Annotated in this window: 11 protein-coding genes; 10 read left to right on the top strand and 1 reads right to left on the bottom strand. The window is 71.0% G+C overall.

All coding sequences use genetic code 11. The features are described from left to right. Positions 1-90: 90 nt before the first annotated feature. From ENE75_RS06805 to mpl, 3 genes are read left to right on the top strand one after another with little or no spacing between them, the layout of a single operon-like run. Entirely contained in the window at positions 91-1,836 is a 1,746-nt protein-coding gene (locus ENE75_RS06805; RefSeq protein ID WP_128197146.1) for a proline--tRNA ligase, read from the top strand. Then, positions 1,833-2,444: a lytic transglycosylase domain-containing protein gene (locus tag ENE75_RS06800; protein WP_128197144.1), complete on the top strand. Its 612-nt coding sequence runs from the start codon at positions 1,833-1,835 to the stop codon at positions 2,442-2,444. The genes ENE75_RS06805 and ENE75_RS06800 overlap by 4 nt, the downstream gene beginning before the upstream one ends. A gap of 41 nt (positions 2,445-2,485) precedes the next feature. Continuing rightward, positions 2,486-3,865, top strand: coding sequence for a UDP-N-acetylmuramate:L-alanyl-gamma-D-glutamyl-meso-diaminopimelate ligase (gene mpl / locus ENE75_RS06795; protein WP_128197141.1), 1,380 nt, complete (start codon positions 2,486-2,488; stop codon positions 3,863-3,865). A 66-nt stretch (positions 3,866-3,931) separates the two neighbouring features. Here the strand turns inward: mpl and ENE75_RS06790 are convergent, their stop codons facing one another. Continuing rightward, on the bottom strand, positions 3,932-6,649 hold the full coding sequence (locus ENE75_RS06790) for a zinc-dependent metalloprotease (protein WP_128197139.1): 2,718 nt from the start codon (positions 6,647-6,649) through the stop codon (positions 3,932-3,934). Between the two features lie 81 nt (positions 6,650-6,730). Between ENE75_RS06790 and ENE75_RS06785 the strand changes: the two genes are divergently transcribed. The 7 genes from ENE75_RS06785 (at position 6,731) to mtgA (ending at position 14,189) form a co-directional block, all read left to right on the top strand. Further along, complete coding sequence (locus ENE75_RS06785; protein WP_128197137.1) at positions 6,731-7,333, top strand: YqiA/YcfP family alpha/beta fold hydrolase; 603 nt, start codon at positions 6,731-6,733, stop codon at positions 7,331-7,333. Then, the gene (locus tag ENE75_RS06780; RefSeq protein ID WP_128197135.1) at positions 7,324-8,034 is read left to right on the top strand and encodes a beta-ketoacyl-ACP reductase; all 711 of its coding nucleotides are present in this window, start codon (positions 7,324-7,326) and stop codon (positions 8,032-8,034) included. Before ENE75_RS06785 ends, ENE75_RS06780 begins: the two co-directional genes overlap by 10 nt. Positions 8,035-8,139: 105 nt before the next feature. Next, positions 8,140-9,591, top strand: a complete 1,452-nt coding sequence (locus ENE75_RS06775; RefSeq protein WP_128197132.1) for a hypothetical protein — start codon at positions 8,140-8,142, stop codon at positions 9,589-9,591. A gap of 66 nt (positions 9,592-9,657) precedes the next feature. Continuing rightward, the gene (locus tag ENE75_RS06770) at positions 9,658-11,670 is read left to right on the top strand and encodes a ribonuclease catalytic domain-containing protein (RefSeq protein ID WP_128198213.1); all 2,013 of its coding nucleotides are present in this window, start codon (positions 9,658-9,660) and stop codon (positions 11,668-11,670) included. 41 nt (positions 11,671-11,711) lie between these two features. Then, complete coding sequence (locus ENE75_RS06765; RefSeq protein ID WP_128198212.1) at positions 11,712-12,563, top strand: energy transducer TonB; 852 nt, start codon at positions 11,712-11,714, stop codon at positions 12,561-12,563. Positions 12,564-12,582: 19 nt separating this feature from the next. Beyond that, positions 12,583-13,446, top strand: a complete 864-nt coding sequence (aroE, locus tag ENE75_RS06760; protein WP_128197131.1) for a shikimate dehydrogenase — start codon at positions 12,583-12,585, stop codon at positions 13,444-13,446. Between the two features lie 35 nt (positions 13,447-13,481). Continuing rightward, positions 13,482-14,189, top strand: coding sequence for a monofunctional biosynthetic peptidoglycan transglycosylase (gene mtgA / locus ENE75_RS06755; RefSeq protein WP_128198211.1), 708 nt, complete (start codon positions 13,482-13,484; stop codon positions 14,187-14,189). The last annotated feature ends 73 nt before the right edge of the window (positions 14,190-14,262 follow it).

Here is a 14,262-nt window from a genome sequence, read left to right as displayed (position 1 = left end):
GGTGCCGCGCGGCAACCCACGCTTACCCGCACTCGCCGCCCCTGCCATGCGCTTTCACGCGCGGCCTTTTCACCTGATCGCCATCGCCCGATGAAAGCCTCCCGATTCTTCGTCAGCACCCTGAAGGAAGCGCCCGCCGATGCCGAGGTGGTCAGCCACAAGCTGATGATGCGCGCGGGCCTGATCAAGCGCCTGTCGGCCGGCATCTACAACTACATGCCGATGGGCCTGCGCGTGATCCGCAAGGTCGAGGCCATCATCCGCGAGGAGATGAACCGTGCCGGGGCTGTCGAGCTGCTGATGCCGGTGGTGCAGCCGGCGGAGCTGTGGCAGGAGACCGGCCGCTTCGACAAGATGGGCCCAGAGCTGCTGCGCGTGAAGGACCGCCACGACCGCGACTTCATCATCCAGCCCACCAGCGAAGAGGTCATCACCGACATCGCGCGCCAGGAACTGCGCAGCTACAAGCAGTTGCCGCGGAACTTCTATCACATCCAGACCAAGTTCCGCGACGAGCGCCGCCCACGCTTCGGCGTGATGCGCGGGCGCGAATTCACGATGAAGGACGCGTATTCCTTCGATCGCGACAAGGACGGCGCGGCGAAGAGCTACGACGCGATGTTCGGCGCCTACCGCGCGATCTTCGACCGCTTCGGCCTGCAGTACCGCGCGGTGGCGGCCGACACCGGCGCCATCGGCGGCGACCTGTCGCACGAGTTCCAGGTCATCGCCGACACCGGCGAGGACGCCATCGTCTACTGCCCCGACAGCGACTACGCGGCCAACATCGAACTGGCCGAGGCGGTGGCCCCGGCAGCGCCCCGAGCCGCGGCGGGCGCCGCGCTGGCGAAGACGCCGACGCCGGGCAAGAGCACATGCGAGGACGTGGCCGATCTGCTGGGCGTGCCGCTGCAGACCACGGTGAAGTCGCTGGTGCTCGCCACCGACGAGCGCAACGAGGCCGGCGACATCACCGGCACCACCGTGTGGCTGCTGCTGGTGCGCGGCGACCACAGCCTCAACGAGGTCAAGACCGGCAAGCTGCCGGGGCTGAAGGCCGGCTGGCGCTTCGCCACGGTGGGCGAGATCGAGGAGCACTTCGGCTGCAAGCCGGGCTACCTGGGGCCGATCGGCACGCGCAAGCCGGTGAAGGTGATCGCCGACCGCACGGTGGCGGCGATGAGCGACTTCATCTGTGGCGCCAATGCCGTGGACTTCCACTACACCGGTGCCAACTGGGGCCGCGACCTGCCGGAGCCCGACCTGGTGGCCGACATCCGCAACGTGCTGCCCGGCGACCCTTCTCCCGACGGCAAGGGCACGCTCGCCATCCAGCGCGGCATCGAGGTCGGTCATGTGTTCTACCTGGGCACCAAGTACAGCGCGGCGATGAGCGCGGTGTACCTGGACGAGAACGGCAAGCCTCAGCCGATGGAGATGGGCTGCTACGGCATCGGCGTCACGCGCATCCTGGGTGCGGCCATCGAGCAGAACCACGATGAGCGTGGCATCGTCTGGCCGGCCGCGATCGCACCCTTCGAGGCCGTGATCTGCCCCATCGGCTACGACCGCAGCGACGACGTGCGTGCGGCGGCCGACCAGTTGCACGACGCGCTGGCCGCCGCGGGCATCGACGTGATCCTGGACGACCGCGGCGAACGCCCGGGCGCGATGTTCGCCGACTGGGAACTGATCGGGGTGCCCTGGCGCGTGGTGATTTCCGACCGCGGCCTGAAGGCCGGCACGGTGGAGGTGCAGGGCCGGCGCGAGGCCGAGGCCACCGCGCTGCCCGTGGCCGCGGCGGCCGACACGCTGAAGGCCCGCCTGCGCGGATGACGCCCCGGCGCGCGCTGCTCGCGCTGCCGCTGGGCCTGGCCTGGCCGGCCGTGCAGGCCGGGCGGCAGATCGAGGAGCCGCTGGCCGACAGCGTGCGTGGCGCGTTGGCCGCGGCCATCGCACAGACGGCACCGCCCAAGCCGAGCTTCGAGCGCATCGAGGACCGCCTGGTGCACCTGCGTTGGCTGGGCGCGATGAGCGAGCGGCTCAAGCGCCGCATGGCCGAGCACCACACGCGGGTGGAGTTCCTGCAGACGCTCTGGTACGAGAGCCGCCGCGCCGGCCTGGAAACGGCGCTGGTGCTGGGGCTGATCCAGGTCGAGAGCGGCTTCCGCAAGTACGCCATCAGCAGCGCCGGTGCGCGCGGCTACATGCAGGTGATGCCGTTCTGGGCCCGCCTGATCGGTGACGGCAACGACCGCGCGCTCTTCCACGCCCAGACCAACCTGCGCTTCGGCTGTGTGATCCTGCGCCACTACCTGGACATCGAGCGCGGCGACCTGTTCATGGCGCTGGGCCGCTACAACGGCAGCCGCGGCAAGCGCGACTACCCGGACAAGGTGTTCGCTGCGCGCACGCGCTGGCAGTGGGCCGATCCAGGCGCCTGACGACCGCCCGGCGCCTGCACGCCGGCAGCGACAATCCGATCATGCACATCCACATCCTGGGCATCTGCGGCACCTTCATGGGGTCGCTGGCCGCGCTGGCACGCGAGGCCGGTCACCGCGTCACTGGTTGCGATGCGGGCGTCTACCCGCCGATGAGCGACCAGCTGCGCGCGCTCGGCATCGACCTGATCGAGGGCTGGTCGGCCGACCAGCTGGCGCTGAAGCCCGACGTCTTCGTCGTCGGCAACGTGGTCTCGCGCGGCAATGCGCTGATGGAGGCCATCCTCGACGCCGGGCTGCCGTACACGAGTGGGCCGCAGTGGCTGGCCGAGCACGTGCTGCCGGGCCGCCATGTGCTGGCCGTGGCGGGCACGCACGGCAAGACCACCACCACCGCGATGCTGGCCTGGATCCTGGACAGGGCCGGGCTCGAGCCGGGCTTCCTGGTGGGCGGCGTGCCGGTGAACTTCGGCGTCTCGGCCCGGCTGGGTAACGTCGAAGCGGCCCTGCCGGGCCGCGGGGGCAGGCCGTTCGTGATCGAGGCCGACGAGTACGACACCGCCTTCTTCGACAAGCGCAGCAAGTTCGTGCACTACCGGCCGCGCACGGCGATCCTCAACAACCTGGAGTTCGACCACGCCGACATCTTCCCGGACCTGGCGGCCATCGAGACCCAGTTCCACCACCTGGTGCGCACCGTGCCGGCCAGTGGCCGTCTCGTGGTCAATGCCCGCGAGGACTCACTGGCGCGGGTGCTGGCCCGCGGCTGCTGGAGCGAGGTGCAGCACTTCGGCGCGCGCAAGGAAGAGCCCGGCGTGCTGCGCGCGCGCGGCGAGCCGCACGACTTCGACGTGCTGCGCGGCGGCCTGAAGCTGGCCCACGTGGACTGGCCGCTGCTGGGTGAGCACAACCAGCTCAACGCGCTGGCGGCCATCGCCGCGGCAGAGCACGTGGGCGTGGCCCCCGAGGCGGCCGCCGCCGCGCTGGCGACCTTCGAGAACGTGAAGCGCCGACTGGAGCTGCGCGGCACCGCCGGCGGTGTCAGCGTCTACGACGACTTTGCCCACCACCCCACGGCCATCCGCACCACGCTCGACGGGCTGCGGCGCAAGGTGGGCGACGCACGCATCCTGGCGGTGTTCGAGCCGCGGTCCAACACCATGAAGCGCGGCGACATGGCGGCGCTGCTGCCGTGGGCGCTGGAAGAGGCCGACCTGTCGTTCTGTCACGCGGCCCACCTGGGCTGGGACGCGGCCGCCGCGCTGGCGCCCCTGGGCGAGCAGGCGCGTGTGCTCGACGACATCGACAGCCTGGTCGCGGCCGTCGTGCGCAGCGCGCGGCCGGGCGACCACGTGCTGTGCATGAGCAACGGCGGCTTCGGCGGCGTGCACGGCAAACTGCTGACGCGGCTGGCCGGCTGAAACGCCGGGTCGATCCTGTGGCCGGGTGGGCCGGACAGCCCGGTGGCCTGCCCGGCCGCTGCCCGGTCAGACCGCCCGCTGCATCGTCGCGCGCAAGGCCTCGGTCAGCGTGCCCAGGCTGTCCTGCAGGTGGGCCCGCGTTTCCACCGACAGCCCGCCCCGCGATGCCGCCTTGCGCAGCTGCGCCTGCAGTTCTGTGGCGTTCAGGCGCACCAGGCTCAGCGCATCGGCCGGCAGGCCGGGCGCGCCGCGGGTGAGCATGGCCTGCAGGCGCCTGAGGTGCTCGCGCTGCAGGTTGCGGCGCAGCGGGTCGATCTCGCGGCCGGACTTCAGTTCGCTCCACACCGCCGATTGCAGCGTGGTGTAGACCTCCTGCAGCGAGAACGCGCCTTTGCGCTGTTCCGCCGGCAGGTAGTAGGGTAGTTCCAGCACGCGCTGCGCCGTGCCCGCCGACAGCAGCCGGTCCAGCGCCTGCTTCTGCACCGCCAGCACGGCCTGGGGCACGGACACCGGCGCGGCGCGCCGCCACTCCACGTAGTCCACGCCCACGCTGGTCAGGAACTCTGGCTTGAACTGAAAGCTGTCCACGCTGAACAGGCCCGTCGTCAGGAACTGCAGGGCTTCGCGCTGGCGCGCCGGCTCCACCGGGCGGTAGGCCGGGCGCGCGCCCGGGCCTGGCAGGTCGCGCTCGGTGTACATGCCGCCCACGTACTTGGCGGCGATCTCCGGTGCACGGCCCAACTGGCGGAAGCCGGCCAGCAGGCTGCGGCGCAGGCGCTGCGGGTCGTCACCGGCGCGGGGGCCGCGTTCCTGCAGCCGCTGCCAGAGCTCGCGCGACAGCGCCAGGCGCTTCTGCGTCCAGGCCAGCGGGTCGTCGCCGAGGTCGAAGCGGTTGTCGCGTGGGTCCAGGCCCACCACGCCGCCGAAGCCGCCGGCGTCGGCGTCGTCGGCAAAGGCGAGCAGTGGGTCGGTATGGCGCGCCAGGATTTTCGCCAGCCCGGCGGCCTCGTCCTTGGCGTCGAGCGGCGCGTAGGCGTACTCGATGGCCCAGTAGTCGTACGGGCCCAGCGTGACCACGTTCAGGTTGGCCTTGGGCTCACCTGCCAGCGGGATGTTGTACGCGTTGTAGTCCATCACCGAGCCGGTGATCGCGTTCGTTTCGGTGAAGGCCTTGTCCTTCAGCTGATCGCGCGTGATCACGGTCGACGAGCGGAAGTTGTGCTTCAGCCCCAGCGTGTGGCCCACCTCGTGCATGATGGTGTCCTTGATCTGCGCCTGCACGAAGGCCTCGGCTGCCGGGCTGTCGGGCTCGAGTTCGCCGCGTGCCTCCAGCAGGTCGAAGGCGAAGCTGCGCTCCACGGCGGCGTCCACTGCATAGGTGCAGTAGGCGGCGTCTTCGGGCCGCGTGCTGCCCCACAGGGCCTGCAGCACCGGGCGCTGCGCGAAGCTGGAGAAGCCCACGTCCTCGGTGATGAAACGGCGCGCGCCGCGGCCGAAGACGTCGCTCATCGCGATGTCGGCGTCCAGGATCTCGCCAGTGCGCGGGTCGACGATGCTGGGGCCGCGGGCGAAGCCCACGTCGGCGCCGGTGAACCAGCGGATGGTGGCGTGTTCGGCGTCGAGGGTGTCGAAGTCGGCGTCGTCGGGCTGCTGCTTCGCCACGACCGCATTCTTGAAGCCGATGCGCTCGAAGGCCTTGTTCCATTCCAGGATGCCGGCTGTCACCGAGGCACGGTAGCGCTGCGGGATGTTGCGGTCCAGCCAGAAGGTGATGGGCTTGACCGGCTCCGACAGCGCCGCCGCGGGGTCCTTCTTCTCCAGCCGCCAGCGGCGCACCATGTGCTGGCGCGGGTTGGGGGTCAGGTCGTTGCCGAGCTCGGTGTACGACTCGGTGAAGTAGCCCACGCGGGCGTCCGCCTTGCGCACGGCCATCGGCTGCTCGGGCAGGCCGGTCAGGTTGATCGCCACGCCGATGAAGAAGCTGCGTGGGTCCGGCGTGGTCGTCGGCGGCATGGGTCGCGGCGCCGTGGGCGGCAGCGGCGTGGCCGGCGGCGCCGGGATGCGCGGCGTGGCGAAGTGCAGTTGCGTGGTCACGGCCAGGCTCTGCGCGGTGGAGCGGGCCCGCTCGATGCTCGAATTCTTGCCGTCCAGCCCGTAGGGCATGCGGAAGGCGGCTTCCAGCGCGGTGCTGATGCCCGGCAGGTCGCCGATGAAAAGGGTCGAGGCGTCGACCAGCACCGCCTTGCTGTCCTTGTGCGGCGCGCTGAGCACCGGGGCCGCAGCCAGCAGGCTGTCGGAGAACGATTCGGCCACGGTGCGCGCCATCGCCGGGTCACCGTTGGCGCGGAAGGCGGTGTTCAGCGCGCGCAGCTGCAGCACGCGCCCGACGATGCGCAGCTCGACCTTGTTGTCGCTGACCATCTGGTTGGCGTAGAGGCCACGCTCACCGACGGCGTTGGCGATGCTCAGGCTCAGGATCATCGGCTTGCCCAGGCGCTCGGGCGCGATCTCCAGCCAGGTCTTCTCGTCCTTGCGCCAGACCGGGATGAAGCCGGCGCTGCGCTCGGCGTCCTTGATCACTTCGTCGAAGGGCTTGGGCGCGCTCGGGTCGGGCCGCGACGGGGGCTTGGGTGCGCTGGCGGCACTGGCCGGCGCGCTGGCGACGGTGGCCTTGTCAGGGGCGGGCGCGGCCGACGTGGCGGCCGGGCCGCTCACGGTGGCGCAGGCCGACAGCAGCACGACGGCAGCCGAGATGGGTGCCAGGCGCAGGAAGGGGTGGGACATGGTGTGCACGGAAGGGGCAAAGGGGCGATTCTGGCGTCGTTGCGGGCCGGGCCGCATCGGGGCGACCGATAGACTGCCGGCATGACGAGGATTCCTGCGCCGCCGACGCACCTGCTGTACCTGCACGGCTTCCGGTCGTCGCCGCAGTCGTTCAAGGCGCAGCGTCTGAAGGCCTGGCTGGACCACCACCAGCCCGATCTGCACTGGTGGTGCCCTCAACTGCCGCCATCGCCGCGCGAGGCCATGGCGACGATCGATGCCGGCATCGCCGCATGGCCGAAGCACGCCATGGCCGTCTGCGGCAGTTCACTGGGCGGCTTCTACGCCACGGCCGAGGCCGAGCGCCACGGTTGCCCGGCGGTGGTGATCAACCCGGCCGTGGACCCGGCCCGCGACTTGGCGGCCTACATCGGCGAGCAGACGGCCTGGCACGACCCGGAGCAGCACTTCTTCTTTCGCCCCGAATACGTCGACGAGCTGCGCGCGCTGACCGTGCCGGCCGTCACCCGGCCGGAGCGCACCCTGGCCATCATCGCCAAGGGCGACGAACTGCTGGACTGGCGCGAGATGTCGGTCCGTTATGCCGGCGCGCGGCAGCACCTGATCGACGGCAGCGACCACGCGCTGTCCGACTTCGACCACCACCTTCCCATCCTGCTGGAGTTCCTGAACCTATGCGACTGAAAGACCGGATCTGCATCGTCACCGGTGCGGCACAGGGCATCGGCGCGGCCACCGTGGCGCGCCTGGCCGAAGAGGGCGCGCACGTGATCGGCTGCGACCGCCGGGCCGACCCCATGGCCGGCGCGGCCGAGACCTTCGCCGTGGACGTCACCGACCGAACGCAGGTCGACGCGATGGTGGCCGCCGTGCTCGCGAAGCGCGGCCGCATCGACGTGCTCGTCAACAACGCCGGCATCACGAAGGATGCGCGCCTGGTGAAGATGTCGCAGGAGCAGTTCGACGCCGTCATCGACGTCAACCTGCGCGGCGTCTTCCACTGCGCCCAGGCCGTGGCGCCGGCGATGATCGAGCAGGGCCGCGGCGTCATCCTCAACGCCAGCAGCGTGGTTGGCCTCTACGGCAACTACGGCCAGACCAACTACGCGGCCAGCAAGTTCGGTGTCATCGGCTTCACCAAGACCTGGAGTCGCGAACTCGGGCCCAAGGGCATCCGTGTCAATGCCGTGGCGCCGGGTTTCGTCGAGACCCCGATCCTGCAGACCGTGCCCGACAAGGTGCTGCAGCACATGCGCGAGCAGGTGCCGCTGCACCGCCTGGGCCGGCCGGAGGAGATCGCAGCCGTGTACGCGTTCCTGGCCAGCGACGATGCCAGCTACGTCAATGGCGCAGTGATCGAGGTCAGTGGCGGCATGACGGTCTGACCCAGGTCAAGCGGCCCAATCAGGGCCGGGGTCGGCAGGCCAGGAAGGCTTTTCGTTGGGATATTTTTCCCGTACCGTCGAATCTTCGATGACGGGAGAACGAAGATGTCGACCGGACGGATGCGGGTGCGGCGTGGTGTGCGTGGGCTGGCGCGCTGGCTGACACTGGGCGGGCTGAGCTTGGCTGGCGCCGTGCAGGCGCAGACCTATGCCATCGACTACATCGCCTCCGTCGCCAGCGGGGTGGCGATGGACCGGCTCGGTCGCGTCGTGGTCGGCAGCACCAGCCTGCCGCCGCCCTGCGTTGGCTGCCCGCCGATCTTCAACGTCCCGGCCATCTGGGTCGAGGGGCGCCGACAGTTGCTCACGGTGCCCGAAGGTGCTGCTTATCTGAGCTTCAGCGGCGTCAACGCCAGCGGCTGGATCGCCGGCACGGCGATGCGCCTGGACGCCACTGGCGGGGCCGGCCACGTGTGGGTGCCGCGCGCCGACGGCAGCGGGCACGACGCCACGCCGATCGGCCAGCTGGCGGGCTTCGCAGACGCGATCCCGGCCGGCATCGACGACAGCAACCGCGTGATCGGTCTGGCCCGCACCTGGTTCGTCGCGCAGGATCCGTTCACGTGGACGGCAGCAGAAGGCATCCAGAGCCTGACGGCGATGGGCTACCCGGCCGACGAACCCGTGGCCGTCAGCCCGGGCGGCACCGTCGCCACGCGCACGTTGACCTACCGCTTCGGCGAGCCGGGCAGCGCCACGGCGGCCGCGCCGCCTCCGGCCGGGTTTTACGGCAACACCTCGACCTTGACCGGCGCCGTCAACGACGACGGCATGCGGGCCAGCTTCCTGCTTTCCACCTCGGGCACCAGCCAGGGCTACCGCTACCTGGCACGTTACAGCGACGCCGGAGGCTGGCAGGTGCTCGCGGGGCCGGCGGCCTCGTCGGTGCCCTATGGGGTTGGGGGCGTGCAAAGCAGCGGCACCATCACGGGCCACATCCTGAGCTCGGGGCTGATCTCCTTCGGGCCGGATGGTCCGGCACAGAGCCTGACCAGCTTCGTGTCCGCCGCGTATCCCGAGGCCGGCGTGGGGGCCCCCGGCGAGATGGCCGACGACGGCAGCATCCTGGCCCAGGTGCTCATCGGCCGCAGCCACCGCCTGGCCAAGCTGGTGCCGGTACAGCCCTGCGCCGAGAACTGCCTGCGCGTGAGCGCGATTGCGATGAAGGGCCGCATGGTCTCCGAGCCGGGGCAGCCGCCCGGCCAGTGCACCCCCGGTGCGCGCAACGAGGTGTCGGCACGCATCACCGTCGTCGGCGGTGACGGTCTGCCGGTGGCCGGTGCCACCTTGCGCGGCCGTTTCCTGGACGATTACTACCTCGACCAGGTCGTCACGCTGCGCACCAATCGCAAGGGCCAGGCGCTGGCCCGGCACAGCGGCGAGGCCTGCGTCGGTGCCGTGGCCTTCCTCGTCGACGGCGTGACCAAGACGGGCCTGGCGCTGGACCGCACGACGGGCCAGCTGTCGGCCTACACGATTGCCCAGCCACGGCGCTAGGCCACAATCCGGGGCGTGACCTACGCCCTGTTCGATGACGCCGGCAAGTTCCTGGCCGGCCGCGTGATGTCCGAGGCGGAGAGCTCGATGCAGGTCGAGCTCGACTCCGGCAAGCGCGTGAAGGTGAAGGCAGCCAACGTGCTGCTGCGTTTCGAGAAGCCGGCACCGGCCGACCTGCTGGCCGAGGCGGCGCAGCAGGCGGCCGACATCGACCTCGACCTGGCCTGGGAATTCGCCCCGGAGGCCGACTTCGGTTTCGCCGACCTGGCGCGCGACTACTTCGACGCGTCGGCCGGGCCGGTGCAGCAGGCCGCCGCGCTGCTGCGCCTGCACGATGCGCCGCACTACTTCCGCCGGGCCGGCAAGGGGCAGTACCGCAAGGCACCGGAGGAGACGGTCAAGGCGGCCCTGTTGGCCATCGAGCGCAAGAAGCAGGTGGCGCAGCAGATCGATGCCTGGGCCAGCGATCTGGTCGAGGGGCGTTGCCCGGACGCGGTGCGCGAACAGCTCTACCGCATCCTGTTCAAGCCGGACAAGAACGGCCCGGAATACAAGGCCGTGGTGCAGGCGGCCAAGGCGGCGCAGCGCGCGCCGCTGGACCTGCTGCAGGCCGCCGGTGCCATCGACAGCCCCTACCAGTTCCACTGGCGGCGTTTCCTCTTCGACCAGTTTCCGCGCGGCACCGGGTTTCCCGACCTGCCGGTGCCGGAGATCACGGACGACCTGCCGCTGGCACCCGTGCAGGCCTTTTCCATCGACGATTCGGCCACCACCGAGATCGACGATGCCCTGTCGGTGACCGGCCTGGGCCAGGGCACGGTCATCTTCGGCATCCACATCGCCGCGCCGGGCCTGGCCATCGCGCCCGATTCACCGCTGGACAAGATCGCACGCGAGCGGTTGTCCACCGTCTACATGCCGGGCTGGAAGCTGACGATGCTGCCCGACGCGGTGGTGCGCGCCTACACGCTGGACGAAGGCCGCGACTGCCCGGCGCTGAGCCTGTACCTGCACATCGACGAGGCGACGCTGGAGGTCCTGTCGGCCGAGACACGGGTCGAGCGGGTGCCGATCGTGGCCAATCTGCGCCATGACCAGCTCGACGAGGTGATCACCGAGGCCTCGCTCACCGGCGAGGCGCTGGCCGAGTACCCGTTCGCACCGGAGCTCGCCTTCGCCTTCCGGCTGGCGCGCCACTGCAAGGCCCGGCGCGAGCAGGTGCGCGGCCGGCCGGAGACCTTCAACCGGCCCGACTACAGCTTCCGCCTGGACAGCGACGGTTCGCGGGAGCCTGACGGCAGCGAGCCGGTGCTCATCGGCACCCGCCGACGCGGCGCGCCGCTGGACCTGGTGGTCGCCGAGGCCATGATCCTGGCCAACAGCCACTGGGGCGGCTGGTTGGCGGAATGCGGCGTGCCCGGCATCTACCGCAGCCAGGCCAGCCTGGCGCCAGGCGTGAAGGTGCGCATGGGCACCAAGCCGCTGCCGCATGCCGGCATGGGCGTGGCGCAGTACACCTGGGCCACGTCGCCGCTGCGCCGGTACACCGACCTGGTGAACCAGTGGCAGATCATCGCCTGCGTGTGCCACGGCCGCACCGCGGCGCTGGCGGCGCCATTCCGGCCCAAGGACGCGACGCTGTTCTCCATCATCTCGTCCTTCGACGCCACCTATGCCGCTTACAACGATTTCCAGCACGGCATCGAACGCTACTGGACCCTGCGCTGGCTCGAGCAGCAGGGTGTGGACACGCTGGACTGCGCGGCCATGAAGGACGGCCTGGTGCGCGCCGAGACGCTGCCGCTGGTGCTGCGCGTGGGTGGTACCGAGGGCCTGCCACGCGGGACCCGGGTGCGCGTGCGCGTGGCCCGCACCGACCTGCTGACGCTGGACGTGCACGGCACGCTGCTGGAGCAGCTGGACGCGCCACTGCCGCCGGACGCCGGGGCGGACGACGCCGGTGGCGAAGGGGAGGACGAGTCCGCGCTGGCGGCGGGCCTGTCGATCGCGGTCGAGGTCGACGAGCCCGGCGACTCTGACGCGTCAACCGCCGCCCCGGGAGGCACGGCGTCGTCGTGATCGGCCAGGTCATCCAGCGTGCCGGCGTGCTGCTGCGCCGGATGACGGTGCTGCAGTGGGCGCTGACGGTGTCGCTGGCGGTGCACGCCGGGTTGCTGGCCGTGCGCTTCGTCGACCCGGAGGGTTTCAACCGCGTGTTCCGCGACACGCCGCTGGAGGTCATCCTCGTCAACGCGCGGTCCGAGGAGCCGCCGCTCAAGGCCCAGGCCATCGCCCAGGCCAACCTGGCCGGCGGCGGCGATGCCGAGCGTGGCCGGGCGACGTCGCCCCTGCCGCCGTCGGATGCCTTCCAGCTGGGTGATGCGCCGGACCACGCACGCCGCCAGATGCAGCAGTTGCAGACCGAGCAACAGCAGCTGCTGGCGGCGCTGCGTCGCGAACTGGCGCTGCTGCCGCCGCCCGATCCGCGCCGCGAGGCCGGTACACCGAGCGAACGGGCGCAGCAGGAGAGGCACCGTCAGCTGGTGCGCCAGCTGGCCGAGATCGAGAAACGCATCAACGCCGAGAACGCGCGGCCCAAGAAGCGCTACATCAGCCCGGCCACGCAGGAGGCGGTCTACGCGCTGTACTACGACGGGCTGCGGCGGCGCATCGAGGAGCGTGGCACGCGCGACTTCCCCGAAGCCGGGGGCCGCAAGCTCTACGGCGAGCTGACGATGAACGTGACCATCGACGCCGGTGGCCGCGTCGTCGACGCGGAGATCGTGCGCCCGTCAAACTCGCGTCTGCTGGACCAGCGGGCGGTGGCCATCGTCTACGCCGCGGCGCCTTTCGGGCGCTTCAGCGAGGCCATGCGTCGCCAGGCCGACCAGATCGTCGTCACGTCCCGCTTCCGCTTCACGCGCGACGACGGGCTGGAGACCACTCTCAGTAGCAGCCTGCCCGGCAATTGAGACCCGAGACCCCGACCCCATGACCGTCGACGCGCACGAGCCTGGCCTGGACCGCTACGCCGTGCTGGGCAACCCGGTGGCGCACAGCCAGTCGCCCTTCATCCACGAGGCCTTCGCACGCCAGACGGGGCAGCGCCTGCGCTATGAGCGCGTGCTGGCGCCGATGGACGGGTTTGCCGAGACCGTGCGCGCCTTCGCAGCCGCAGGAGGGCGGGGCTGTAACGTCACGGTGCCGTTCAAGTTCGAGGTACCGGCCCTGGCGACGACCGTGAGCGTGCGGGCACAGCTCGCGGGTGCGGCGAACGTGCTGCGCTTCGACGCCGAGGGCTGGTGGGCCGACAACACCGATGGCATTGGCCTGGTGCGTGACATCGAGGCCGGCGCCGGTGTGCCGCTGCGCGGAAAGCGCGTGCTGCTGGTCGGCGCCGGTGGCGCCGGGGCCGGCGTGCTCGGCCCGCTGCTGGAGGCCGGGCCGGCTGTCGTGATGGTGGTCAACCGCACGCCCGATCGAGCGCACGCGCTGGCCGCGCGCCATGGCGATTGGGCCGCTCGTCACGGCGTGCGCTTGAAGGCCGGCGGCCTCGACGCGGCCACTGGCCGGTTCGACGTCGTCGTCAATGCCAGTGCCAGCAGCCTGGCCGGTGCGGCCGTGCCGGTGGCGGCGGAGCGGCTGGCCGAAGGCGCGCTGGCGGTGGACCTGATGTACGGTGCGCCGGCACGACCGTTCCTGGACTGGGCGAGCGCCCATGGCGCCGTGCCGCGCGACGGCCTGGGCATGCTGGTGGAACAGGCGGCCGAGGCCTTCTACGGCTGGCGTGGCTGCCGACCCGACACGGCACCGGTGCTGGCCGCCTTGCGCCAGCGCCTGGAGATGGGCACGTGAGCGCAGGCTGGCGTTCGCTGCGTCGCCTTGCGGCCATGCTGCTGGTGTGCGGGCTGGCGCTTCAAGGCGTCTTCGCGCTGCGCGTGGCCGCGGCGGCCTGGGTCGACCCGGCATCCACCAGCTTCCAGCGCAGCGAGGCCTGGCGGCTGTGGCGCAGCGGCGAACCCTGGACCTGGCGGCACGACTGGGTGCCGGCGGAGCGCATCGCGACGGCGCTGCCGCGCGCCGTGATCGCGAGCGAGGACGCCGGCTTCACCGAGCATGGCGGGATCGAATGGGACGCCATCGAGCGGGCCTGGGCGCGCAACCAGGCGCAGCAGGCGCGCGCCGAGCGGCGCGCTGCGGACCGACCTGGGCAGGTCGTGCGGCCTGCCAAGCTGGTGGGCGGGTCGACCATCACCCAGCAACTGGCGAAGAACATGCTGCTGTCCGGCGAACGCACCGTGCTGCGCAAGGCGCAGGAGGCGGTGCTCACGCTGTGGCTGGAGCTGTGGCTCGACAAGCCGCGGATCATGGAGGTCTACCTCAACCACGTGGAGTGGGGCGCCGGCGTGTTTGGCGCCCAGGCGGCGGCACAGCGCTACTTCCGCGTCGATGCGGCGCGCCTGAGCGAACGGCAGGCTGCGCGGCTGGCCGTGATGCTGCCGGCGCCCAAGCGCTTCGAGCGTCGGCCGGACTCGGCCTACCTGGCGGGGCGCACCGAGGTCATCCTGGGTCGCATGGGGGACGTGCAGTGGTCATGAGTCGGCGGATGCATGTGGCGGATGGATGCAGGGCCGGTCACCGGCCGACGCTGCCGCATGGGCAGCTGCGGAA

It is taken from the genome of Rubrivivax albus (assembly GCF_004016515.1).
Classification (GTDB): domain Bacteria; phylum Pseudomonadota; class Gammaproteobacteria; order Burkholderiales; family Burkholderiaceae_C; genus Rubrivivax; species Rubrivivax albus.
This window is presented reverse-complemented; position numbering and strand designations above follow the sequence as displayed.